General features: G+C 67.7%; 19 protein-coding genes. 5 read left to right on the plus strand and 14 right to left on the minus strand.

All coding sequences use genetic code 11. From position 1 onward, the window contains the following. Positions 1 to 8: 8 nt before the first annotated feature. From alr to glmS, 3 genes are all read right to left on the minus strand, one after another. A complete protein-coding gene (gene alr, locus RhoFasB10_RS16810) occupies positions 9 to 1,232 on the minus strand; it encodes an alanine racemase (RefSeq protein WP_167677445.1) in 1,224 nt (407 codons plus the stop codon). A gap of 46 nt (positions 1,233 to 1,278) precedes the next feature. Then, entirely contained in the window at positions 1,279 to 2,718 is a 1,440-nt protein-coding gene (locus tag RhoFasB10_RS16815; protein ID WP_167677447.1) for an NAD(P)H-hydrate dehydratase, read from the minus strand. 85 nt (positions 2,719 to 2,803) lie between these two features. Next, entirely contained in the window at positions 2,804 to 4,666 is a 1,863-nt protein-coding gene (glmS, locus tag RhoFasB10_RS16820; RefSeq protein WP_068432202.1) for a glutamine--fructose-6-phosphate transaminase (isomerizing), read from the minus strand. Positions 4,667 to 4,788: 122 nt separating this feature from the next. Between glmS and RhoFasB10_RS16825 the strand changes: the two genes are divergently transcribed. Then, complete coding sequence (locus RhoFasB10_RS16825; RefSeq protein WP_068432204.1) at positions 4,789 to 5,643, plus strand: alpha/beta hydrolase; 855 nt, start codon at positions 4,789 to 4,791, stop codon at positions 5,641 to 5,643. A 230-nt stretch (positions 5,644 to 5,873) separates the two neighbouring features. On the opposite strand, the gene RhoFasB10_RS16830 is transcribed toward RhoFasB10_RS16825, so the two are convergent. After that, a complete protein-coding gene (locus RhoFasB10_RS16830) occupies positions 5,874 to 7,634 on the minus strand; it encodes a hypothetical protein (protein ID WP_068432210.1) in 1,761 nt (586 codons plus the stop codon). Further along, positions 7,631 to 7,924: a hypothetical protein gene (locus RhoFasB10_RS16835; RefSeq protein WP_068432212.1), complete on the minus strand. Its 294-nt coding sequence runs from the start codon at positions 7,922 to 7,924 to the stop codon at positions 7,631 to 7,633. The genes RhoFasB10_RS16830 and RhoFasB10_RS16835 overlap by 4 nt, the downstream gene beginning before the upstream one ends. Before the next feature lie 144 nt (positions 7,925 to 8,068). On the opposite strand from RhoFasB10_RS16835, the gene RhoFasB10_RS16840 reads away from it, so the two are divergent. Next, positions 8,069 to 9,109, plus strand: coding sequence for an LLM class F420-dependent oxidoreductase (locus RhoFasB10_RS16840; protein ID WP_068432216.1), 1,041 nt, complete (start codon positions 8,069 to 8,071; stop codon positions 9,107 to 9,109). A 9-nt stretch (positions 9,110 to 9,118) separates the two neighbouring features. On the opposite strand, the gene glmM is transcribed toward RhoFasB10_RS16840, so the two are convergent. The 8 genes from glmM to eccCa all read right to left on the minus strand — a co-directional run bounded on the left by glmM (position 9,119) and on the right by eccCa (position 18,476). Then, complete coding sequence (glmM, locus tag RhoFasB10_RS16845) at positions 9,119 to 10,453, minus strand: phosphoglucosamine mutase (RefSeq protein WP_068432219.1); 1,335 nt, start codon at positions 10,451 to 10,453, stop codon at positions 9,119 to 9,121. A 114-nt stretch (positions 10,454 to 10,567) separates the two neighbouring features. Next, the gene (rpsI, locus tag RhoFasB10_RS16850) at positions 10,568 to 11,116 is read right to left on the minus strand and encodes a 30S ribosomal protein S9 (protein WP_084424115.1); all 549 of its coding nucleotides are present in this window, start codon (positions 11,114 to 11,116) and stop codon (positions 10,568 to 10,570) included. Next, positions 11,113 to 11,556: a 50S ribosomal protein L13 gene (gene rplM / locus RhoFasB10_RS16855; RefSeq protein WP_068432222.1), complete on the minus strand. Its 444-nt coding sequence runs from the start codon at positions 11,554 to 11,556 to the stop codon at positions 11,113 to 11,115. The genes rpsI and rplM overlap by 4 nt, the downstream gene beginning before the upstream one ends. Positions 11,557 to 11,745: 189 nt before the next feature. Further along, positions 11,746 to 12,093, minus strand: coding sequence for a TraR/DksA C4-type zinc finger protein (locus tag RhoFasB10_RS16860; RefSeq protein WP_068432477.1), 348 nt, complete (start codon positions 12,091 to 12,093; stop codon positions 11,746 to 11,748). Between the two features lie 74 nt (positions 12,094 to 12,167). Beyond that, a complete protein-coding gene (locus tag RhoFasB10_RS16865) occupies positions 12,168 to 12,458 on the minus strand; it encodes a WXG100 family type VII secretion target (protein WP_068432225.1) in 291 nt (96 codons plus the stop codon). Positions 12,459 to 12,503: 45 nt separating this feature from the next. Further along, on the minus strand, positions 12,504 to 12,812 hold the full coding sequence (locus RhoFasB10_RS16870) for a WXG100 family type VII secretion target (RefSeq protein ID WP_068432228.1): 309 nt from the start codon (positions 12,810 to 12,812) through the stop codon (positions 12,504 to 12,506). Positions 12,813 to 12,960: 148 nt separating this feature from the next. Beyond that, the gene (locus RhoFasB10_RS26810; protein ID WP_167677449.1) at positions 12,961 to 14,481 is read right to left on the minus strand and encodes a type VII secretion-associated protein; all 1,521 of its coding nucleotides are present in this window, start codon (positions 14,479 to 14,481) and stop codon (positions 12,961 to 12,963) included. After that, entirely contained in the window at positions 14,478 to 18,476 is a 3,999-nt protein-coding gene (gene eccCa, locus RhoFasB10_RS16880; protein WP_167677451.1) for a type VII secretion protein EccCa, read from the minus strand. The genes RhoFasB10_RS26810 and eccCa overlap by 4 nt, the downstream gene beginning before the upstream one ends. Before the next feature lie 212 nt (positions 18,477 to 18,688). Between eccCa and RhoFasB10_RS16885 the strand changes: the two genes are divergently transcribed. The 3 genes from RhoFasB10_RS16885 (at position 18,689) to mycP (ending at position 22,654) form a co-directional block, all read left to right on the plus strand. Then, entirely contained in the window at positions 18,689 to 19,678 is a 990-nt protein-coding gene (locus RhoFasB10_RS16885; RefSeq protein WP_068432236.1) for an LLM class flavin-dependent oxidoreductase, read from the plus strand. 88 nt (positions 19,679 to 19,766) lie between these two features. Next, a complete protein-coding gene (gene eccD / locus RhoFasB10_RS16890) occupies positions 19,767 to 21,206 on the plus strand; it encodes a type VII secretion integral membrane protein EccD (RefSeq protein ID WP_167677452.1) in 1,440 nt (479 codons plus the stop codon). Further along, positions 21,203 to 22,654: a type VII secretion-associated serine protease mycosin gene (mycP, locus tag RhoFasB10_RS16895; protein ID WP_157105448.1), complete on the plus strand. Its 1,452-nt coding sequence runs from the start codon at positions 21,203 to 21,205 to the stop codon at positions 22,652 to 22,654. The genes eccD and mycP overlap by 4 nt, the downstream gene beginning before the upstream one ends. On the opposite strand, the gene eccB is transcribed toward mycP, so the two are convergent. Then, positions 22,596 to 24,044: a type VII secretion protein EccB gene (eccB, locus tag RhoFasB10_RS16900; RefSeq protein WP_068432244.1), complete on the minus strand. Its 1,449-nt coding sequence runs from the start codon at positions 24,042 to 24,044 to the stop codon at positions 22,596 to 22,598. The two genes, mycP and eccB, sit on opposite strands and share 59 nt — an antisense overlap. Positions 24,045 to 24,072 lie beyond the last annotated feature (28 nt).

Here is a 24,072-nt window from a genome sequence, read left to right on the forward strand (position 1 = left end):
CGACCACTTCACGCCTGCACCTCCCCCGCTGCAGTGTTGCCCGCTCCGACTCCCCCGAATTCGCGCTTGATTCGCCCGCCGATGCCGGTGACCACCTCGTAGTGGATGGTGTCCAACGTGTCGGCCCAGTCCTGCGCGACCGGCTCGCCGTTCTCCCCGGAGCCGAACAGTACTGCAGTATCGCCGACCGCGACGCCTGCGCCGTCGGGCCCGAGGTCGACGACGAACTGATCCATGCAGACGCGTCCGACGGCGGGGAACCGACGGCCACCGATGCCGACGTCGAAGCGGCCGCTGAGGTTGCGTCGGACGCCGTCCGCGTAACCCATCGGAATCAGGGCGACGACGGTGTCCTCCGGCGCGCTCCAGGTGTGCCCGTAGGACACTCCCTGCCCGGCACGGACCTTCTTCACGAGCGCGACCTTCGTCGACACGGTCATGGCCGGCCGCAGACCGAAGTTTCCGAGTTCGGGTATCGGCGACAGACCGTAGGCAGCGATTCCGGGGCGCACGAGGTCGAAGTGCAGATCCGGCCGTGTCAGAGTGGCCGCGGAATTCGCGAGGTGAGTGACCTCGGGGTGCAGGCCCGCCGCGCGAAGCCTCGCCACCGCGGCGCGTAACGACTCGGCTTGCTGGTCGTTGGCCGGATGATCGGGCACATCGGCGCACGCGAGGTGGGAGAACACACCGCGCAGCCGGGCCGTACCGTCGGCCACTGCGCCGCGGAGCACGTCGATCACGTCGTCCAGGTCCGCGGGGTCGATTCCGTTCCGGTTCAGTCCGGTGTCGATCTTCAGCGTGACCGTGGCTGTCCTGCCTACCGATCGCGCGGCGGTGAGGACCGCCTCGAGCTGCATCGTCGACGACAGCCCCAGTTCGACGTCCGCGACGATCGCAGGCGAAAAATCGGTGTCCACGTGGTGCAGCCACGCCAGGATCGGCGCGGTGATGCCTGCGTTGCGCAGAACGAGAGCCTCGTGGACCGTTGTGACGCCGAGTTCCCGCGCCCCAGCTCCGAGAGCCGTGCGAGCCACCTCGACAGCGCCGTGGTTGTAGGCGTCTGCCTTGACGACGACCATGACCCCGGCGCCACCCGCGTGGCCGCGCAGAATTCGTACGTTGTGCGCTATGGCGTCGAGATCGACGAACACCGTGGACACGGCATCCGAATCACCGCGATCCCGGTCGATAGGTTCCGTCGTTCCACTCTGCACAGCATTCGATAGTGCCATTCGACCCCGCCGAAGCCCCATTCGACCCGACGAGCTGCTTCTCTCGTTACTCGCCGGTGGTGACGGACCGCACAATCCTGATCGCATCCGGTAGTGCCGACAGCAGCGGACTCGCCGAGATGGGGGCGGCGAACTCGCCGTCGACCCCATGGGCGGCCGTCGCCGCGGCGAGAGCGTGCACCCGCGCGCCGCATGCCGCGGCCGTCGACGGGGTCATGCCCGACGCCAGCAGCGCGCCCAGAATGCCGGACAGCACATCTCCCGAGCCGGCCGTCGACGCAGCCGACCCACCCGCGTCGTTGACGTAGGTGTTGCCGTCGGGATCCGCGATGACGGTCGCCCTGCCCTTGAGCAGCACGGTCACACCCCATTCGGCAGCCAACGCGCGAACCGGGGCGACGCGGTCGGGGCCGGGCGCCTGTCCCGTGAGCCGCTCGAACTCACCTGCATGCGGGGTCAGCAGCGTCGGCGCCGTCCGGGCCCTCACGAGCTCGGGGTTCGACGCCAGGACGGTCAGCCCGTCGGCATCGACGACGACGGGGAGATCGGTGGCCAGGATGGTCGTGAGCCACTGCGTGGAGACGTCGTCGGTGCCGAAGCCAGGCCCGACCGCCCAGGCCTGCACGCGGCCACTGCTCTGTGGGTCGGACGCGGCGATGACTTCCGGGTAGTGCGACACGACCTCTGCCGCAGCACTTCCCACGTATCGGACCATGCCCGACGTCGCCGCGACGGCCGCGCCCGTGCACAGCAATGCCGCGCCCGGATAGCGATCGCTACCCGCCGACACTCCGACGACGCCCTGGGTGTACTTGTCGTCCGTCGCTCTCGGAATGGGCCACAGGGCACCGACGTCCGCGGGCTCGAACGCGGACAGATACGGATCCGGCAAATCCAGGCCGATGTCGACGAGTTCGACTCTGCCGCAATACGGTACGGCCAGCACGTGCGCGGGCTTGCGCGCGCCGAACGCCACCGTGACCGCAGCGCGCACGGCCGGGCCGTCGACACTGCCGGTCTCCGGGTCGACGCCGCTCGGGATGTCGGCGGCGACGATCGGTGCGTCGAGGGCGGATACGAGTGCGTCGGCGTCGGGACGCAGCGGACCCTTGCCGGAGATTCCGACGATGGCGTCGACCACGAGGTCCGGCTGACCGGGAGACTCGACGACCTTGCCGCCCGCTCTCCGGAATGCGGCGAGGCCCTCGGCATGCGCGCGATCCGGCTTCAGCAGAACGGCTTTCACCGCGACGCCGCGTTGTCGCAGCATCGCACCGGCCCACAAACCGTCGCCGCCGTTGTCTCCCGATCCGACGAGCACGCAGACCTCACGGCCGACGACGCCGCCCGTCCGGGCGAGCAGTTCGCCGACCACGACGTTCGTCAGGCCGTATGCGGCGCGGCGCATCAACGCCCCGGGCGGGCCCGCCTCGAGCAGCGGTCGTTCGGCGTCGCGGACCTGGTCCGGTGTGTAGTAGCCCCGCATGGTCGTCCTTTCGGGCGGCTGCGCCACCCGTGCGCGGATAGTCGGCCCAGAGTCCGACCATCCGCGCACCGGCGCCGCAGGCGCATCACTCGACGGTGACGGATTTCGCCAGGTTGCGCGGCTTGTCGACGTCGTACCCGCGTGCCTGCGCCACCTCGGCGGCGAACGCCTGCAACGGAACGGTCGACAGCAACGGCTGCAGCAGCGTGGGTGCCGCCGGGATCTCGATGAGGTGGTCGGCGAACGGACGCACGGCCTCGTCGCCTTCCTCCGCGATGACGATGGTCAGAGCGCCACGTGCCTGGACCTCGCGGATGTTCGACAGCAGCTTCGAATGCAACACCGCGCGGCCCTTGGGCGACGGCATCACGACGATGACCGGGACGCCGTCCTCGATCAGCGCGATCGGACCGTGCTTGAGCTCGCCTGCGGCGAATCCCTCCGCGTGCATGTACGCGAGTTCCTTGAGCTTCAAGGCGCCCTCCAACGCGACCGGGTACCCGACGTGCCGTCCCAGGAACAGGATGGTCGACGTGTGTGCCAGCTCGCGGGCCAGAGCGCGGATCGGCTCGACGGTGTCGAGCACCCGTTGCACCAGCTTCGGCATCGCCTCGAGGTCGGCGTACTCGCGAGCCACCTCGTCGGGGTACTTCGTGCCGCGGGCCTGCGCCAACGCGAGTCCGACGACGTAGTTCGCGGTCACCTGGGCGAGGAACGCCTTGGTCGACGCGACGCCGATCTCCGGACCGGTCCGCGTGTAGACGACGGCGTCGGCCTCACGCGGAATCTGCGAGCCGTTGGTGTTGCAGACCGCGAGGACGCGCGCGTTCTGTTCCTTCGCGTGCCGGACGGCTTCGAGAGTGTCCGCGGTCTCACCCGACTGCGAGATCGCGACGACCAGAGTCGACCGGTCCAGAACCGGGTCGCGGTAGCGGAACTCGCTGGCCAGTTCGACCTCGACGGGAAGACGCGTCCAGTGTTCGATCGCGTACTTGGCGAGCAGGCCCGAGTGGTACGAGCTGCCGCACGCGACGACGAAGACCTTGTCCACGTCGCGGAGCTCCTGTTCCGACAACCGCTGCTCGTCGAGCACGATGCGCCGGTCCTCGAAGTGGCCGAGCAGTGTGTCGCCGACCGCAGCGGGCTGCTCCTGGATCTCCTTCAGCATGAAGTAGTCGTAGCCGCCCTTCTCCGCGGCCGCGAGGTCCCAATCGATGTGGAACGGGCGTCCCGACGCCTCGTTGCCGTCGAAATCGGAGATCTCGTAGCCGTCCGAAGTGATGACGACGACCTGGTCCTGCCCGAGCTCGACCGCGTCGCGCGTGTGCTCGATGAACGCCGCGACATCCGATCCGATGAACGTCTCGCCGTCACCGACGCCGACGACCAGCGGCGTCGAACGACGTGCCGCGACGATCGTGTCCGCGTGATCGGAATGCGTGAACACCAGCGTGAACGCGCCTTCGAGTCGGCGCAGCACCGCCTTGGCGCTCGCGACGAAGTCACCGGCCGTCGGACCGCTCGCGTACGCCAGCGACACGAGGTGAACGGCCACCTCGGTGTCGGTGTCGCTCTTGAACTCGACGCCCTCGGCTTCGAGTTCGGCCCGCAGCGGACCGAAGTTCTCGATGATGCCGTTGTGGACGACCGCCACCGAGCCGGAGACGTCCCGGTGCGGGTGGGCGTTGCGATCGGTAGGACGACCGTGCGTCGCCCACCGAGTGTGGCCCATACCCGTCGTCCCGACGAACTTCTCGGTTCCGACCTCGTCGAGCTCGGCCTCCAGATTGGCGAGTCGGCCCGCCTTGCGCTCGATGGCGGTGTTGCCCTGACCGTCGAGGATCGCAATGCCTGCGGAGTCGTACCCCCGGTATTCCATACGCCGAAGCGCCTCGACAACGACCCCGAGAGCGGGGCGATGGCCGACGTATCCCACGATTCCGCACATGGTGGTTCAGGCTACCCGCGCCGGAACCGTCAACCCGAATCCGTTCGTCGTGGGTCACTTTCTCGCCACTCGTCGGCGGCGCTCACCCCCACACTTCCGGCTATCCGATAGCGTCTACTTCCGTGGCGACATCCAGCAAGCTCGCAGCACAGTTGACCAAGCGCGGCCCGCACAAGGTGCTCCGCGGTGATCTCGCGCTCGCCGGACAACCCGGTGTCGTCTACACCCCCGCCGAGGGCTACAACCTCCCTGCCGTCGCGTTCGGCCACGGCTGGATGCTCGGTGCAGCTCGCTACTCGGACACGTTGAAACACCTCGCGTCCTGGGGCATCGTCGCCGCGGCACCGGACACCGAGCGCGGCCCGATGCCGTCGCACCGCGGGCTGGCAGCCGACCTCGGCACCGTCCTCGACATCATGACCGGGGTGCGCTTGGGCACCGGAGACATCAGCGTGCACCCGGAGAAGTTGGCCGTCGCCGGACACGGCATGGGTGCCAGCGTCGCCGTCCTCGCGGCTGCAGCACGATCGGACGTCAAGGCCGTCGCCTCGCTCTTCCCGGCACCGAGCACCCCCAGTGCGGAAGAAGCCGCTGCCGGACTGACCGTTCCCGGTCTCGTGCTGGGCGACGCCGCCTTCACCGACTCGCTCGACGACAACACTCTCGCGCTCGCGGGCGCCTGGGGCGGACCGTCCGTGCTGCGCCGGATCGACAAGGCGTCGTCCGACGGCATCGTCGAAGGCAGGCGACTTCTCGCGCCCATCGGCGTCGGCGGCACCGAGAAGTCGACGGTCAAGAGCGTGCGTTCGCTCCTGACCGCGTTCCTCCTCTTCCACATCGCAGGCGAGAAGAAGTACGAGGAGTTGGCGGGAAGCGTGGAACTGAAGGGCAGCCGCGTCATCGACCCGCACGCGCCCATCGAAGAGCAGCCCAAGCCCAGTCCCCTGTCGGCTGCACGCGCCCTCATCGGTCGCTGATCAGACCAACCAGCCTGTCGACGGTTCGTCGGCCGCGGGCCGGGGAGCGACCCGGCGGGTATCCAGGTTCGCCGGGAGCAGGAACGATGGCTCCGATTCGTAGGCCGGTTCGATAGACGGCGGCTTGTCCGGCGGCGATCGTCTCGACGCGTTCTCCAGCCGTGTCGACGCTCTGCCCACCGCGTGTCGATGGGCTTCGCGAACGACGTCGAGTTTCGCCTGCCATTCGTTCACAGCGGACCTGCCTCGACGAGTCGTGCGCCCGATGAGCTGTCGGGTGGTGGTGATCCTGTGATCGATTCAGCCGGAACCGGCTCCGGCTCGGCAGGCTCCGGAGGGCAGTGCGCGACCGCTGGCGCGGGCTCGGAGTCCGGCTCGAGATACGGCGCCGGCGCCGCATCCGGCAGCGGGCTCGGCTGGGGTGCGACGGGTGTCCGGTCGACGACCGGCGCGGGCGGCTGCTGACCAGGTGCCGTTTCCGGTACGGGTGGAGTCACCTCCGGCGCGACGTCCTCGTCGAACATTTCGACGACGACGGGCAGACCCATCGGACCGATCCGCAACTCGAACCGCCTGCTCCCACCGTCGGGTGTGCCGAGATTCAAGGACAACGTACCGTCGTGCGCCAACGCGACACGGGCGTGGTAGCCGTCGAGCTCGGCTTCGAGGTGCCCGCGTTCGGTGCCGTCACCGGGCAGCCCAGGAGGCGGCGGAGGGCCCGGCTGCGGGTTCGGTTCGAGAAGTGAATCATGTTGCGACGGTTCATCATCGGCGGATTCGGGTGATGTCTCCGGTCGTTCGACGGCGGGCGGTGCATCGCCGGACTGCCGGTCGTCGTCGAGTGGAGCCGCGTACTCCGACGGTGCGGCATGCTCGTGTTGCTGCCGGAAGTCGTCCAATGCAGCTCGTATCTGTTCGCCGATGTCGTCGGCGACCGTCGCGACGGCGGCCTCGACCACCGCAGCGAACTCGGCGAGACTCGGAATCCGTTCGAGCGACGGGGATTCGAGCGCACGGACGTCGGGCATCTGCGAACCGGATGGCGAAGGCTTGGACTCCGGAGACGGCAGCGTCGCAGCGGGCGTGGACGTGGGCGCCGAATCATGCTGCTGCACAGCACTTTTGTTCCCGCACGACGGAGCAGGCTCCACCGATGCAGGCCGCACGGGCGCGAACTGCGCATCCGGTGCCGTGGGGAAAGCCGATGCGTCCACCGCCTCGGCGGCCTGCGCGACGACCGCCAACGCGTCGCGCACCGCGGTGTCCGTGCCCGCGCAGAGGTCGACGAACGCGGCACACGTCTCGATCACACAGGTCGCGAACACGGACCCCAGCCAGTCGCGGCACAGTTCCTGCACCTGCCGAAGTGCGGCGTCGTCGAGTCGGTCCCGCTCGCCGACGTAGTCGGCGACCGCCGGGAGCCACCGCGTCAGCATCGGCACGTCCAGGTTGGCGACGATGCCGATGTTCGCGCCTGATCCGATCGTCGTCGTCCCGTACTTCACGATCGCGGCCACGGCCGACGCGGGAACTCCGTCGATCTGCGCGTCGTCGATCCGTCCGCACGTGTCCGCCTTGTCGCGAACGCTTGCGGCGATCACGTCGGCAGCGTCATGCATCGCCACCGACAACTGCCCCGCCGCGTCGACGCGATCGGCGGCGTTGCGCGCATCCTGGCGGGCATCCTCGACCGCAGCGACGCCGCCCTCACCGATCCACGACTGCCCGAGTGCCGATGCGAGGCGTTCCGACTCGTCGACGTGGCGCCGGGCCTCCACGACCATCCGACCGAGCGCATCTGCATCGGCCCGCAGCCTCGTGAGGTCCAGCCCTCGCTGCTGGTCGTAGCGAGCGCACAACTCCGGGTAGGTCCAGTCGGTCTCCTGGCCGAGCATCTCGAGCACGGGCAGGTTCCGCTCGAAGTACTGCAGACCGTGCGCGCCTGCGTCGAGAAGGTGGTCGACCGACATGCCCTGCACGGGCGAACTCACCGCGGTGCGCCGATCGATGCCGCACTCTCGACATCCGCGGCGCGATACGCGTCGACGCTCACCCGTAGCCGTCCGGCGTTCTCGTCCAGCGCCTCACCCCATCGACGAAACGCCGACGCGACCTGCTCGTACCCCGCGACGATGCGGACGGCCACATCACCGTAGCCGCGTCCCGCCGCCGCGCGGCCGAAGGCGAATCCGGATACCGAGTCCGCCAGAGCCGACACCGACCGCGCCGTGCCCTCGACCGTGGTCGCCACCTCGGTCACCGCGTCCACATCGAGTTCCATGCCGTGCCCCACTGGACCCACCCTCTCGCTCACCGTCTCTGTGAGGTTGGACGCATCCCCGGTGACACAGGTTCCACCCAGTCGGCTAACGTCCGACAAGAGAAACTCGGGTCACAGATAACGCTCACACCTGCGAGGAGTCCCATGCACATCGGAACGATGCTCAATTACTCGGGCGGTTTCACCGAAACCGTCGCCGAGGTTGCAGAACTCGAGAAGGCCGGGCTGGACATCATCTTCGTCCCCGAGGCCTACTCGTTCGACGCCGTGAGCCAGCTGGGCTTCCTGGCGGCGAAGACGTCGACGATCAAGATCGCGTCGGGCATCTTTCAGATCTACACACGGACGCCGTCGCTGACTGCCATGACGGCAGCAGGCCTCGACTACGTCTCGGACGGCCGTTTCGTGCTCGGCCTCGGAGCCTCCGGACCCCAGGTGGTCGAGGGATTCCACGGCGTCAAGTACGACGCCCCGATCGCTCGCACGCGCGAGGTCGTCGAGATCTGCCGCCAAGTGTGGCGTCGGGAGAAGGTCGAGCACCAAGGCAAGCACTATCAGATTCCGCTGCCCGCCGAGAAGGGCACCGGCCTCGGCAAACCACTCAAGCTCATCAATCACCCTGTGCGCGAACGCATTCCGGTGGTCATTGCAGCGCTGGGGCCGAAGAACGTCGAGCTGACTGCCGAGATCGCCGAAGGGTGGCAGCCGATCTTCTACTTCCCCGAGAAAGCCGATCAGGTCTGGGGAGACGCGCTGGCAGCCGGTCGAGCCAAGCGGGACGAGTCACTCGGTGACCTGCAGATCTTCGCCAGCCCGACGCTCGCCATCGGTGAGGACGCCGACAAGTACCTGCCGTGGGTCAAGCCGCACCTCGCGCTGTACATCGGCGGCATGGGCGCGAAGGGCAAGAACTTCTACAACGACCTCGCGCAGCGCTACGGGTACGAGGCCGAAGCCGAGACGATCCAGGATCTTTACCTGGCAGGCAAGAAGGAAGAGGCCGCCGCGGCGGTGCCGGACGAACTCGCGCGCGCGGTCAACCTCATCGGTCCCGAGAGCTTCGTGAAGGAGCGCGTCGCGGCGTTCGCCGAAGCAGGCGTGACGACCCTCAACGTCGCGCCGCTCGCGGAGAACACCGCGGGCCGCGTCGCGCAGCTGACTGCGCTCCGCGAGCTGACCGACTGACCCTCCGGCTCAGACCTGCCCGACCCGGTCCGCGAGATCCTGCGCGAGCCGGCGGGCCAGGTCGGGCTCGGAGGCTTCGACCATCACACGCACCAGCTGCTCGGTTCCGCTGGGACGCAACAGCACCCGACCGTTGTCCCCCAGCTGCCGTTCCACCTCGGCGACGCCGTCGACGACGATCTTCGACGACGCGACGGCGGCCTTGTCGGACACCTTCACGTTGATCAACACCTGCGGCAAGGTCTGCATCACCGACGCCAGATCGGCCAGCGTGCGTCCGGTCTGCGCCATCCGTGCCATCAACCGCAGCGCGGTCAGAATGCCGTCGCCGGTGGTGCCGAGCGCTGGAATCACGACGTGCCCGCTCTGCTCGCCGCCGAGCGAGAAGTTTCCCGCGCGCAGCTCTTCGAGAACGTAGCGGTCACCGACCGCGGCGGTGCGCAGGGCGATCCCGGCCTGACGCATCGCGATGTGCAGTCCGAGGTTGCTCATGACCGTGGCGACGAGCGTGTTCTCGGCGAGCTCGCCGGACTCCTTCATCGCGATCGCCAGCACCGCCATGATCGCGTCGCCGTCGACGACGGCACCCGACGCGTCGACGGCCAGGCAGCGGTCTGCGTCGCCGTCGTGGCCGATTCCGATGTCGGCTCCGTGCTTCACGACGGCGTTCTGCAGATCCTCGAGGTGGGTGGATCCGCACTCGTCGTTGATGTTGAGACCGTCGGGATCGGCATGGATGGCGACGACCGTCGCGCCCGCTGCCGAGTACACCGCAGGAGCAACCGACGATGCGGCGCCGTTCGCGCAGTCGACGACGACGGTCAGTCCGGCGAGGTCGTGGCCCACAGCGGTGCGCAGATGCTCGACGTACTTCTCGCCTGCATCGGCGTCGACGCGAACGCGGCCGATCGCGGCACCGGTCGGTGCGGGCAACTCGCCGTCACCCGTGATGAGCGACTCGATGCGGTTCTCGACGTCGTCCTCGAGCTTGTGTCCGCCGGAGGCGAAGATCTTGATGCCGTTGTCGGGCATCGGGTTGTGCGACGCCGAGATCATGACGCCGAGGGCCGCGTCGTACGAGGCCGTCAGGCACGCCACTGCGGGCGTCGGGAGCACGCCGACGTCGACGACGTCCACACCCGACGCGGTCAGACCGGCGATCACGGCGGCGGACAGCATCTCGCCGCTCGCACGGGGATCGCGGCCCACGACCGCGACCGGACGCGACCCGTTGCGTGGCGCCAACACCGTGGCCGCTGCCCGGGCGACCTTCACCGCCAACTCCGGAGTCAGCAACGCGTTGGCCAACCCTCGAACGCCATCGGTACCGAACAGTCGAGTCATACGCACCCGTCCCCCTTGCCGCAAAACGAAAGTGATCCATCGGTGAAAAGCCACGAGGGCAGGCATCCGGTCGTTGCCGGGCGCCTGCCCTCGCAGGTGGAACTGTAAGACGCGTCAGCGCTTGGAGTACTGCGACGCCTTGCGGGCCTTCTTCAGGCCGTACTTCTTGCGCTCGACGGCACGCGCGTCACGCGTCAGGAAGCCTGCGCTCTTGAGAGCGGGGCGATCCTCCGGGGTGACCTCGATGAGTGCACGCGAGATGGCCAGACGCAGTGCGCCTGCCTGTCCCGACGGGCCGCCACCGTGCAGCAGAGCGATGATGTCGAATGACTCGGTGCGGTCGACGAGAACCAGCGGAGCCTTGATGAGCTGCTGGTGGACCTTGTTCGGGAAGTAGTCCTCGAGGCTGCGGCCGTTCAGCGTGAAGCCACCGGCACCCGGCGCGAACCGGACACGAGCGACAGCTTCCTTACGACGACCGACGGTCTGGACCGGGCGGTCGAACACGATCGGAGCAGGCGCTGCAGCAGCGGCTTCGATCTCGGCGGTGACCTCGGGCTCTTCCACGGACACGAACTCGTCCGCAGCGATCTCGGCCTCGTTGACCTCGACCTCTGCCGGGTTTTCCTGCGACGTCACGTCATTTCCCTCCGGCGCCGTCACTGGGACACCTGCTTGATCTCGAACGGAACGGGCTGCTGCGCTGCGTGCGGGTGGTTCGGTCCCGCGTACACCTTCAGCTTGCTCGCGATGGCATTACCGAGCTTGTTCTTCGGGATCATGCCCTTGACGGCCTTCTCCACGAGACGATCGGGGTTGTTCTCCAACACCTGACGCGTCGAGCGCGACTTCAGACCGCCCGGGTGGCCGGAGTGGTGGTGGTGGAACTTGTCGTCGAGCTTGTTACCGCTGATGGCAACCTTCTCGGCGTTGATGATGACGACGAAGTCGCCACCGTCGACGTTGGGTGCGTACGTCGGCTTGTGCTTGCCGCGAAGCAGAGTCGCGGCCTGGACGGCAAGGCGTCCCAGCACGACGTCCGTCGCGTCGATCACATGCCACGCCCGGGTGGTGTCCCCGGCCTTCGGGCTGTATGTAGACACGTAAGAGTCCTGTCTTCATGATGTCGCTGCTGGCCACGGCGTGTTGATGAGCTCGGCGGCCAGTTGAGACCCGAGATCGAGAGCTCGTCCGCGCACGAATGCATGCGGCGAGCCCGTACACGCCAACGAAGGACGATACCGGCTTCGGCCGGCCCAGGCCAAAACGCCTCTTCGGCGTCGACCCCCGAGTCAGCGACGGCCGGTGCAGTCGATGCAGCGACGAGCCGTCACCAACGCCTCCAACCGGGCGTCCGAGATCGCCGAGCCACACCGTTCGCAGCGACCGTAGGTTCCGGCGTCGAGCCTCGCGGCGGCTGCGTCGAGCTCGCGCAATTCGTCTTCGGCGTCGCGCGCGAGGCCTGAGATCTTCGCGCGCTCGAAGGCGATGGTGGAGCCTTCGGGGTCGTGCTCGTCGTCGGCAGTGCTGAATTCCGACCCTGCGACGATCGCGGCGAACTGCTCACGCAGAGAAACCAGGCGCGCGGCAGTGGCGGCACGCACCTCGTCGATGCGATGCCGGGCGACGTCGGGGTCCATGACACCAGTGAACACCACGAAGGCCGGGCCCGACATCGTCATGACGTCGGCCCGGCCCGTGCAGGTGTCGCCGATCAGGCGAAGCGAGCCCGGTTGATCGCTTCCTGCTCGATCATCTTCTGGTTGCCCGCGGAGACGGCGCCGATGAGGCTCTGCAGGACCGTGTTGAGTTCGGCTTGAGCGGCGTTCCACTCGCCCTGGCGGACCTGGTACGCATCGGCGTCGGCGCCCTGCCACGTGGCGACGAGCGGCTGGATCGAGGACTTGATCTCGTCGAGTTTCTCGTTCAAAGACTGCCACTTGACCGTCATGCCGCTTGCCAGATCGGCGATCGAGCCGAAGTTGTATCTGATTTCGCCGTCCATGTGTCGGTTCCTCTTTCTCGGTTCGGTGCGTGGATGGGGTGACGGTCAGAGATTGAGGGTGCCGGCGACCGAGTTGATCGACGAGACGTTGTCCTGCTCGGACTGGTCGTACTCGACACCGGAAGTCTTGATGGCCTGGCTGATACCGGCCAGAGCGTTCTCCAGCTTGAAGGCGCTGGCATCCCAGTTGGTCATGACCTGGGCGAACGTCGTCGACGCCGCACCCTTCCAGATTCCCGACGCGGCCAGGTCGACATCGCCCCGAAGCGCTCTCAACTGCCCCGCGATCTGATCTCGTAGCCCGTCGACCTTCGCGGCGACGGCGAGCATGGTGTCGATATTTGCATCTGCCATGTCAACTCCTGATTCTTCGATGATGGGTTCTCGCGGTGGGTCCGCCGCAGCGATGGACGTGCGGGACGAAGCTGCCGGTATGTCCTACATCTGCTTGGACGCACCGACGCACGTGATCGGTTCCGCCATCTCCCACTTGTTCTCGGACTCAGTTCGGTCGAACCGTCAACGACGTGGTGGCGCGTGCGCAGTCGTCCTCGAGGACGGCCTCCTCCCCGAGCGTCGACTGGCAACCGATGGCGATCTGAAGATCGTCCTCGACGAAGACGCGCCACCTCACGATCGACTCGTCGTCCGGCGACTCGGTGTACGACAGCGCCACTCGCCCACCGACATCCGTTGCACGCGTGAGGTTTCCGAGAGACGTGTCATCCCCTCGCCGATCGGCCTCGGCGAACAGGTCGTCGGCGACGTCGTCGAACGTCGCACCAGGTGTCAACGGGGTCGTCGCCACCACGATCCGGCGGTCCGGTAGGTCGTCGGGGACCAACACCAGCCGGTCGGGTTCCTCGCGCGCCGACCACGTCGACGGCAGTTCGAGCCGGACACGTCCTACCTCGAAGCCGGTCACCGCAGGTGGGGACGGCGAGGTCGTCGCCGGGACGACAGGCGGTGCTCGGTCCGCCGTCGAGGCCACGACCGACGTCGTCGGCGGCGGACGAGGGGTCGAGAGATGCCGAGCCGCAGCGGGTTGGGTCGGCGCAGGCGCGCCGCGCATCAGAACGACGACGAACGCCACGAGAATCACCACGGCGACCGCGATCAACGTTGCCGGGATCGCACCACCGCGTCGACGAACCTCGTCCGACTCCGCCGTCACTTCACTCAACCAGGCAGCCGACCGCACCGGCAACGGAATGTCCGAGATGTACTCCGCCACGTCGATTTCCGGCGCTCGCCCCTCAGGGGAAATACCCGCTCGACCCGCCACGGCACGCACGACGTCACTGCCGTCGAGTCGACGGAGAACGTGCGGCACAGTAGCGGAGGGCGGATCCGGCTGCGCCCCAGCGGAATCGACGACGAAGACGTGCACCGGGTCTCGGCTCGATCGCGAGGTGATGGCGGCGGTGACGCGCTCCTCGACCCGTCGCCGGCCCGAGCCGTCGGCCACGAGATCCATCGCTCCGGTGGTGATCCAGTCTCCGGAAACGGTCGCCGACCCGTCGGCGTCGAGAGTCACTGCACTCACCGCGGAGTCGAGAAGCGCCATCTCGACGACGACCGCGAATTCGGGCGCCCGCTCTCCCACGCTGTGCACGGCCGCGACGGCGGTGTCGACGAGCAGCACCTCGCGCGCGACGGGCTGAGCGGCGAGCCGAACCGTCCGCCGCCGGTGGTGGCCCCACGTCGCCGGACACGATATCTCCAGCACGTCGACGCCGTCCGACGCACCTGCGCTGTGCAAGGCGGCCTTCAGCGTGCCTGTCAGGACGTCCGCGGTCGCGACGGGTGTGACCCCGACGATCGTCACGGGGTCGTCGATCGTGCGCGACAGGTGACACACGGTGTCCGGGTCGTCGAGATCGACAGGGAACGACAGAACCCCGTCGCGCATCACTGCCGACGTCGTATGACGGGTCTCGATCACCTCGTCACCGCGCGCGTGGAGCACCGACATCACACCGTCGCCGAGATGCACTGCGGCGTAACTCCGTTCGCCCCTCACTCGGGTATCCAGGCCAGCTGGACCAACGATTGCCCACGGCGGTCGACGAGCGTTCCACGTCCCGGGGGCAGCGGAGTCGGCTTGACCGACCCGATCAGAGCGCCCTCGTCACGGCTTCCACTCATGACGAGACCGGCCGAGACGAGGTCACGCAACCGCGACACCACCTGGTCGTACAGCGACCTCGACGCTCCCCCGGACCGTCTCGCCACGACGAGATGAAAGCCGATGTCTCGCGCGTGCGGAAGGTATTCGACGATCACCGACAACGGATTTCCCGACGGCGTCGCCACCAGGTCGTAGTCGTCGACGACCACGAAGATCTCGGGCCCGGTCCACCACGACCGTTCACGCAGTTCACGCTGCGTCACGTCAGGACCGGGCATGCGGGCAGCCAACTTGACGGCCAACTCTCCCATCATCGTCGCCAGAACCGAGTGCGACGCAGCGTATCCGGCGAGGTGATCGCCGGTCACGGTGCCGAGCATCGTGCGCCGATAGTCGACGAGAATGACCTTGACCTGTGCCGATGTGTTCGCTTCGACGAGCGATGCACACATCGAGCGGAGCAAAGCAGTCTTGCCGCACTCGGTGTCACCGAACATGAGAAAGTGCGGTTGCTCCCCGAAATCGACTGCTACAGGCTTCAACTCGGCCTCGTCGACGCCGATCGGCACGGTGATCTCGGGACGACCACCCCGCTGCCTCGGCCAGCGTCCAGTCATCATGTCGAGAAGCGCAGCGCGGGAGAGGTTCTCGGGCAGCATGCGAACACCGGGCGCCGACATGCCGGTGAAGGCACGCGCTGTCGCCGTGACCGCGGCCTGGATACCGGCACCGAGATCGACCGTCGACGATGTGTCGTCGATCCGAGGCAGCGCGGTCAACAGGTGCAAACCGTCCTTCGTGATTCCACGCCCGGGACGGTTCTCGGGGACACGAGCAGCCTTGGCACGCCCGAACTCGGAGTCCGATGCGTCACCGAGTTTCAACTCGATCCGAGTACCGACCAGATCCTTCGTCGCGGGGCGCACCTCGGCCCATCGAGAGGCACTGAGAACAAGGTGCACACCGTACGACAGCCCCTGTGCCGTCAACGCCGCAAGGGCAGGTTCGAGCGATTCGAAATCGGACCTGATGCTCGCCCACCCGTCGACCACCAGGAACACATCGCCGAAACCGTCGTCGGTATCGACCGGACCCCCGGCGCGGCGTCGACGGAAATCGACCATCGAATCGATTCCCGCCGAACGGAAATGATTTTCGCGACGGGCGATCACCGCGGTCACCTCGGCCACGGTGCGTCTGACACGGTCGACGTCCGTCCTGCCCGCAACCGAGCCGACGTGCGGAAGAGCCTGCAGAGCTCCGAGTGTGCCGCCGCCGAAGTCGAGGCAGTAGAACTGCACCTGCTCGGGCGTGTGCGTCAGAGCGAGCGACATGATCAGCGTTCGAAGAACCGTCGATTTGCCCGACTGCGGGCCGCCGACGACGGCCATGTGTCCCTGTGCCGCGGACAAGTCGACCGTCAGAAGGTCGCGGCGCTGGTCGTACGGACGGTCGACGATGCCGATCGGCGCCCGGAGCGACGCCGACGCCGGGGCCGGGCCCGTCAGCACCGAGTCGGATATCAACCGATCGAGGGTCGGCGGGAGGTCGAGCGGTGGCAACCACACCTCGTGCGCAGCCGATCCTCTACCGCGTATCCGATCCACGACGACGTCGAGAACCGTCCGTCCGTTCACCCCGGGCTCGGGCGTCTGCACGGCAGCAGAAGTGGCGGCAGGCCGTACTGGCACCACCTCCTCGTTCCGGATCCGAACCGGGAATGCGCCGAACACGCGCGGGCGGATGTCGATCGCTGCCCGCCCGGCAGCTCGTTCGGCACCCCGCGGTCGGACGTAGGGCCCCGACACGTACGCCGCCGCGAAACGCACGATCTCCGAGGAATCGCACTTCAGATAGCCGACGCCGGGCTGCGCAGGCAGGTGGTAGGCGTCGGGAACACCGAGGACCGAACGAGACTCGTTGGCGGAGAACGTCTTCAACCCGATTCGGTACGACAGATGGCTGTCGAGACCTCGCAGTTTGCCCTCTTCGAGCCGCTGACTCGCCAGCAACAGATGCATGTGCAGCGACCGCCCGAGACGCCCGACAGCGACGAACAGTTCGGCGAATTCCGGCTGCTGTCCGATCAATTCGGAGAACTCGTCGACGACGATGAACAACGCAGGCAGCGGCGCGAGCGGCGCGCCCGCAGCACGGGCTTTCTCGTAGTCCGACACGTTCGCGTAATTGCCTGCGTCCCGCAGCAATTCCTGACGCCGATTCATCTCACCGGCGATCGCGTCGCGCATCCGGTCGACGAGCGCCAGATCGTCCGCGAGATTGGTGATCACCGCGGCCACGTGCGGCGCGTCCTCCAACCCGGCGAACGTCGCACCACCCTTGAAGTCGACGAGCACCACGTTGAGCTGATCCGGGCCGTGTCGGGCGACCATGCCCAGCACCAGTGTGCGCAGAAACTCCGATTTTCCCGATCCTGTTGCGCCGATGCACAATCCGTGCGGACCCATGCCGTTCTCGGCGGATTCCTTCAGGTCGATCTCGACGGGGCTGCCATCGGGTGCGACGCCGATCGGAACTCGCAATCGGTCACGACCGCGGCGCGGAGTCCACGTGCGGTCGGTGTCGAGCACACCGACGTCGGGGATGCCCAACAACCGATGCCACTCCGACGTCGATCCCGTGTCGTCCGACCCGTCGTCGGTAGCCGCGTGCGCGGCCGCGGTGCGGTAGGGCGAGAGGCGTCGGGCAACGGTCTCGGCCTGGGCGACGCTCAGTCCGTCCACCGCACCGAAGAGTTCGATGCGGTTGCCGCTGACCGCCCCGATCGTCCCGTTCTCGGTCACCAGCCGCAGCCCTCTACCGGCTGCGAGACCCGAGGCGAAGTCGGACAGGTCGACGACGGTGACGGCATCGAGTCCGGTGCGGACGACGTCGGTATCAGAATTGTCGAGCAACCCGCCGTCGACGACGATCACGAGCTGAGGCACTCCGGGTGACGGCGCGGAACCGCGCGCGAAGCGCGTACGCAACGAAAGATGCTCCGCGAGAGACGATTCGAGCTCCAGGAACGATCCGTAGATCGTTCTCGCGGTTCCGACGTCGTCGCGCGCACTGTCGTGTTGGGCGTGCGGCAGCCACTTGGTCCAATCCCAGTACGTCACGGTGTCCGGCCCGCAGACGACGGCGAGGCGTACCTGGTCGGGATCGTGAAAAGTACAGAGCGACGCGAGCATCGCACGCACCAAGGCTCGCCCGGCATCCCGGTCACCGGCTACCGAGATGGCCGCGAACCCGCGCAGCGACACGGCCGTCGGCAGCGTCGATACCACCGAGTGCGCCCTCACGAATCTCCGCAGCGACACCGCCGACACCGGTTCCAACTCCTCCACCGGTCCCGTCTCGGGTGGGACGAGGCGCGTCGCGAGCCGTTGGTCGCCGGTGCCGAGGCGCACGTGGCAGAAATCCGGGTCCGACGTGCGTCGCTCCCACATGCGAGTGGTTCCCGAGTAGGTCCATAAGACCTCCGGAGCCGGATGCGACCACTCCAGTGCTGCGCGTTGGCTTTCCGCGGTCGCGGCGACGTCGCGCCGCAGCCCGTCCAGATAGCGCAGATAGTCCTTGCGGTCCTCGTTCGCCTCCGCCGTTCGTGCACCGCTGCCGCGACCGCCACCGGCGACCATTCCGAGCATCGACACCAGCATCATCGCCGGGAACATCAACATCATCGGGTTCGCCGCCATGCCGGAGGTGAACATCAACGCGACCATCCCGACCATGGCCGCGACCATGACGACCGGCATCAGCTTGGTCATCAGATTGCCCGGGACGACGCGCGAAATCTCCGGCGGCGCCTGCAGCGTCACTTCGCCGCCAGGGGTGCGCGGAACCGGCCGACGCTGCCCGCGCACGAAACGAATCGTGCTCACGTACTACTACTCACGCTGAACGACGCCCCCCACCGTTCGGTGTCCCCCGTTACCGCAGACTGCTCGTTCCCAGGCGAGCGGTCTGTTTCCGCGACAGACTAGCCCATGGGCACGTTCTCCGCGAGGGACGAGCACGGAATAGTTGCACGTACACAGGAGTTGAGGATCGGAGACGACGAGCACCGAAGCGAACGAAAGGTTGGCGTCACCCGATGTCAGTACCACTCTCCATCCTCGACCTGGCCCACATCGGAACCGGCGAGAGCGTCAAGGACAGCTTCGACGCGAGTGTCACGCTCGCGCAACGCGCCGAGGACTGGGGTTACCGTCGAATCTGGTACGCCGAGCACCACAACATGAGTTCGATCGCCTCGTCCGCCACGAGCGTCCTGATCGGACACGTCGCCGCGAACACCAGTCGAATTCGGCTCGGCTCGGGAGGCATCATGCTCCCCAATCACGCACCGTTGACCATCGCCGAACAGTTCGGAACTCTTGCCACGCTTCACCCAGGCCGCATCGACCTCGGACTCGGTCGCGCACCCGGCAGCGACCAGGTGACGATGCGCGCGATGCGTCGTGATCCCGCATCGGCCGATCGATTCCCCCAGGACGTGCAGGAACTCCAGGGCTACCTGTCCGACGAGTCTCGCGTCGCAGGCGTTCGCGCGACGCCGGGTGCGGGTACGCACGTGCCGCTGTACATGCTCGGATCGTCCCTGTTCGGCGCACAGCTCGCGGCGCTCCTCGGCCTGCCGTACGCATTCGCGTCGCACTTCGCTCCCGACGCGCTCGAGCAGGCCGTCGAGATCTACCGTCGCGAGTTCCGACCGTCCGAGCAGCTCGACGCGCCGTACGTCATCGCGGGCGTCAACGTCATCGCGGCCGACACGAACGACGACGCTCAACGGCAGTTCCTCGCCACCAAGCGCAGCCGCGTCAGTTTGCTGCTGGGACGCGGACGCACCTTCACCGACGAGGAAGCCGACATGCTCCTCGACGCGCCCCAGGGCAGGCAGATCATGCAGATGACCAAGTACTCCGCAGTCGGCACGCCCGACGTCGTCAAGGACTACCTGGAGAAGTTCGCCGAGCACGCCGACGCCGACGAACTCATCGTGGCGTCCGGAGTCGTCGAGCGCGAGTCGTGGCTTCGGTCCTACGAACTGCTGGCCGACGTCAGCAATCTCGCGTCCGTCTGACACCCTCCCCGTTGTCGGACCGATGTCGTAGAGTCTGACGCTGCCAGACACGCCGGTGTCGGCACGACGACCATTCCGGGGGGATTGGATGACGGGGGATCTCGCGCGGTCCGTCGACGGTGACGGCGCGACGCACGCGGCGATGGATCTGTGCAGACTCACCGTCGTCGCGGAGTCGACGCAGGTGGACATGGCGTTGCCGACGGATGTGCCGCTCGCGCTGCTTCTTCCGGGCATCGTGGACCTGCTCGGTGGGCAGGCGGACGGTCCCGCGGCCGCTCGGCAGACGCCGTTGGTGCTCGGGCGCGTGGGCAGTCCGCCGCTACCCGGCACGCGCACTCTCCACGAGTCCGGCGTCCGCGACGGCGAGCTTCTCGTTCTCTGTGACGCCGAATCGCCCGCTCCGGCACCGCTGTTCGACGATTTGATGTATGCGGTCGCGACGACGGGCACGGACCCCGGGTCGCTCTGGACACCGCGCACGGCACGGACCGTCGGATTCGCGGTGAGTGCCGTCGCACTGCTGCTCGGATGCGTAGGCGTGGTCTCGGACGCGCTCCGCGAGAGCACCTCGGACACACCGGCCGGCGCGTTCGCCGCCGCGACCACCGCGTTCGTCTTTCTCGTGGCGGGCTCGGTCTGGAGCCGCATCGGACCGGATTCACGCACGGGCGTGTTCGTGTCGGCGTGTTCGGCGTTGCTGGCCGGGACTGCAGGCATCCTGTTCGTACCGCTGCCCCTCGGCGCTCCACACCTACTGCTGAGCGCCTCCGCCGTCGGAGTCGTCGCAATTATCGCGCTCCGCCTCGGTGGGCAGGGCTCGGCGCTGTTCACGGGCACGGCGGTGGCGTCGTGTGCTGCCGCAGCGGCGGCCGCGGTGACGGAGTTCACCGAGCTACCCGTCACTACCGTCGGAGGCGGTACCGGCGTTCTCGCCCTGGCCGGTCTGACATTCGCTCCACGTCTGTCGATGATGCAGGCTCGGATCCCGCTTCCGCCGGTACCCACCGCGGGCGCTCCGCTCGACGCACACGACGAGGACGACTCTCCCTCGTACGACAACCTGGACACCGCAGCCGCCGACGCGCGCAGCTACCTGACGGGTCTCGTGTGCGCGGGCGCCGCGACGACCGCAGTCGGAGTCCTCGTCGCCGCAGTCGCGGGCGGATCCGACACCTATTGGCCGGGAATCACTCTGGCGCTGCTGACGGCGTTGGTACTCGTCCTACGCGGTCGCACCTTCGCGGAACTGAATCAGGCGGTCCCGCTCGTCGCGGCCGGGGCAACCATCGTCCTCGGCTTGTTCGGCGCCGCCATCGTGCGACTACCGTCGTCGTCGTTGGTCACCTTGTCGGCTGCGACCGCCGTGGCGGTCGTCGCGCTGGTGTTCGGCTCGATCGTCCCGACGCGCGAGTACTCACCCGTCCTGCGCCGCACCGCCGAGCTGATCGAGTACGCGGCGATCGCCGGAATCGTGCCGGTCGCATGCTGGGTGTGCGGGCTGTACTCGGCCATGCGCGCGCTGTGACGACGCAGCTTCTCCGCGTCGGATGCCTGATCGGCGCCGTCGTGGTCCTGACTGCAGCGGGTCCCGGTGTCGGCGTCTCGGGCGCCGAGAGACCCGTCGTCGACGCGTCGCTTCTTCCTGAGCCCGCACCGCCGGTGCCGCCGGACCCGACCGAGCAACGCAACGCCTGCGTCCCGGTCACGTCGGTAGTCGACGGACCCGCAGTTCCCGACGCGCAGCGCGCCCTCGACTTCGGTGCAGTCTGGCCGATCACCCGTGGCGCCGGACAACTGGTGGCCGTCATCGACACCGGCGTCACACCGCACCCCAGACTGCCCGGTCTGCGTCCTGGAGGCGATTACGTCCACACCGATGACGGCCTGTCCGACTGCGACGCTCACGGCACCCTCGTCGCCGGCCTCATCGCCGCGCAGACCGTCCCGGGCAGCGGTTTCGCCGGCGGGGCACCCGACGCCCAGATCATCTCGATACGGCAGTCCAGCAATGCCTTTCAGAAGGAGCGAACGCCGGAGGAGGAAGAGCAGTCGCCGGTGGAGAATGCTGCCGGGTACGGCAACGTGATGACGATGGCACGAGCGGTGCGAACCGCAGCAGACCTCGGTGCGACGGTCATCAACATCTCGGAAGTCGCCTGCGTACCGGCCTCGGGCGGTATTGCCGACGGTCCGCTGGGCGCCGCGATCGACTATGCGGCACGAATCAAGAACGTCGTGATCGTGGCGGCGGCGGGCAACATCGGGGGCGGCGGCGAGGGACAGTGCAGCGCACAGAATCCGCTGCCCGACCCCACGGATCCCTATGCGGATCAATGGAATCGAACGGCGACGATCGCGACACCGGCATGGTTCGACGATCAGGTGCTCACCGTCGGCTCGGTCGACCCCGACGGATACCCCTCGGGCTTCACACTGGCCGGACCGTGGGTCGACGTCGCGGCACCGGGCACCGGTATGACGTCGCTGTCACCGAGCGGAAACGGTCTGACCGACGGCACCGTCGACAACCAGGGGAACGCGCGTCCGATCCAGGGCACCAGCTTCGCGGCTCCCTTGGTCGCTGCCGTTGCCGCCCTCGTCCGCGCACATCGACCCGATCTTTCGGCCGCACAGGTGATCGAACGTATCGAGGCGACCGCCCATCAGCCGGCCGAGGGGTGGAACCCGTTGGTGGGCAACGGCGTCGTCGATCCTGTTGCGGCTGTCACGGGACAGGTCGACGGAATGCCCGCTATCTCGGCGGCCGCGCCGGTGCCCGTTCCCGCACCGGTCGTGCCCGTCCCACCCGATCCACGTCCGCGGTCCGCGGCGCTGTGGGGAACCGCTGCCGTGGGCGTGCTGCTCGCGCTCGGCCTCGGCGTCGCGGTCCCCCTCCGGGCACAGCGACGGCCCGTCAATTCGACGGCAACGCAGCGGCATTCGGTGGCGGATCGACGCCGTCGTGGGCCGTGAGAGCTGCCGCGCGACTCAACGCCGGCCCGGGTCCGAGAAGTTCGACCATCTGCCACGGTGCCGAGACCGGTTCGTCGAGACCGAGAGCCTTCGCGGACTCCGCATCCGGCACCCCGAATCTGACACCGGTGTCGGCCACGAAGAACGACGAGTCCTGGCGTGTGCTGTTCGCGCCGATTCCCGTCGTTCGTACGAACCGCCCGCTACCAGGAGTCAGAAAGACGGCGTCGGCCGCGGGTCCGCCGCTGTCCGCCTGAGCGAGTCGGACCGGCGCGGCCCGAGCGTCGAGCGGCAACGCGCTCCCGGACGACGCGACGATACGTGCCGTGGGTCCACCGTCGGCGGCGGTCAGGGGACTCCACGTCACGCACCCGACCGGCGCGGACGAGGTATCGACGAGAGTGGGCGCTGCGGCCGGAAAGGTCTGGACGGCAAGGTCGGTCACAGTCGGGGCGTCGAACAGCACGTCCGGCAGGACTGCGTCGATCTGCTGGTTGCCTTGAGAATCGGCGAACACGATCAGCTGCGCTGTCGCCTCCGAGATCGCCTGAATTCCCTTCTCCAGCACCACATAGTAGGCGACATTCACCCCGGTGACCTTGACGACGGACCCGATCGTCTTGCCTACCATCGGATAGTTGGGCAACTCCCCTGCACGAGGAATGAACGGTGGCGTGATCGCGGGAACGACCGGAACCGCATCGGCCATACCCGGACTGACCGGCGACGCGACAGCGTCGTCCAGTCCCAGCGCGCGAACCACGGCTCGGTCTCCGAGATCGATGCGGGCGCGGCCGCCGCCGTACACGAGGTACGTGCCGTCGAGCGTCGACCACAGAAGGGCCTCATCGTCTCGTAGAGGCTCGATGTCGTTGCCGTACACCGGGTCCCCGATCACGACCGTCGTTTCCGAGACGCTTCCGGTAGCGCCGAGCGTGTCACACACCGTCCACGCACCCGCGGCCGCGTCGTCCTGCGGCAGCGCCGACGGCGCACCCGGGATACCGACGAGCGAACCACGGGGTCTACCAGCGAGTTCGGATTCCTTCACGATCGTCGGCGTCTCGGGGCGCCCGACGACCAGTCGCGCCGACGCCAGATTCAGCACCGGATGGAACACGTCGTCGACTCGCACGAACATAGCGCCCGAATCCTTCGCCACCACGACGGACGCGTCGCCGATCTTGTCCTGCGGACGAAGCAACGCCAAGGCCGCGCATCCCGCGAGACCGATGCAGGCGATGACCAATCCGACCGACAGTGCCCGGGACTGAGACCGCATCGGATCGTGCAACATACGAACATCTCGGCGGACCAGCGCGTGTTCCATCCGTCGGACCAGAAAGCGGTATCCGCCCACCTGCCATTTCGTTGTCGGCGTCGCCGCCACGAGCCCTCCCCTGCGCCGTGTCCGACCC

The organism is Rhodococcus sp. B10, assembly GCF_011770055.1.
In the GTDB taxonomy this organism is placed as follows: Bacteria; Actinomycetota; Actinomycetes; order Mycobacteriales; family Mycobacteriaceae; genus Rhodococcoides; species Rhodococcoides kyotonensis_B.

Coding starts and splice junctions, on each gene's coding strand:
- alr (WP_167677445.1), bottom strand. CDS start 1,232: ATGGCACTATCGAATGCTGTGCAGAGTGGAACGACGGAACCTATCGAC.
- RhoFasB10_RS16815 (WP_167677447.1), bottom strand. CDS start 2,718: ATGCGGGGCTACTACACACCGGACCAGGTCCGCGACGCCGAACGACCG.
- glmS (WP_068432202.1), bottom strand. CDS start 4,666: ATGTGCGGAATCGTGGGATACGTCGGCCATCGCCCCGCTCTCGGGGTC.
- RhoFasB10_RS16835 (WP_068432212.1), bottom strand. CDS start 7,924: ATGGAACTCGATGTGGACGCGGTGACCGAGGTGGCGACCACGGTCGAG.
- RhoFasB10_RS16840 (WP_068432216.1), top strand. CDS start 8,069: ATGCACATCGGAACGATGCTCAATTACTCGGGCGGTTTCACCGAAACC.
- glmM (WP_068432219.1), bottom strand. CDS start 10,453: ATGACTCGACTGTTCGGTACCGATGGCGTTCGAGGGTTGGCCAACGCG.
- RhoFasB10_RS16860 (WP_068432477.1), bottom strand. CDS start 12,093: ATGGACCCCGACGTCGCCCGGCATCGCATCGACGAGGTGCGTGCCGCC.
- RhoFasB10_RS16865 (WP_068432225.1), bottom strand. CDS start 12,458: ATGGACGGCGAAATCAGATACAACTTCGGCTCGATCGCCGATCTGGCA.
- RhoFasB10_RS16870 (WP_068432228.1), bottom strand. CDS start 12,812: ATGGCAGATGCAAATATCGACACCATGCTCGCCGTCGCCGCGAAGGTC.
- RhoFasB10_RS16885 (WP_068432236.1), top strand. CDS start 18,689: ATGTCAGTACCACTCTCCATCCTCGACCTGGCCCACATCGGAACCGGC.
- eccD (WP_167677452.1), top strand. CDS start 19,767: ATGACGGGGGATCTCGCGCGGTCCGTCGACGGTGACGGCGCGACGCAC.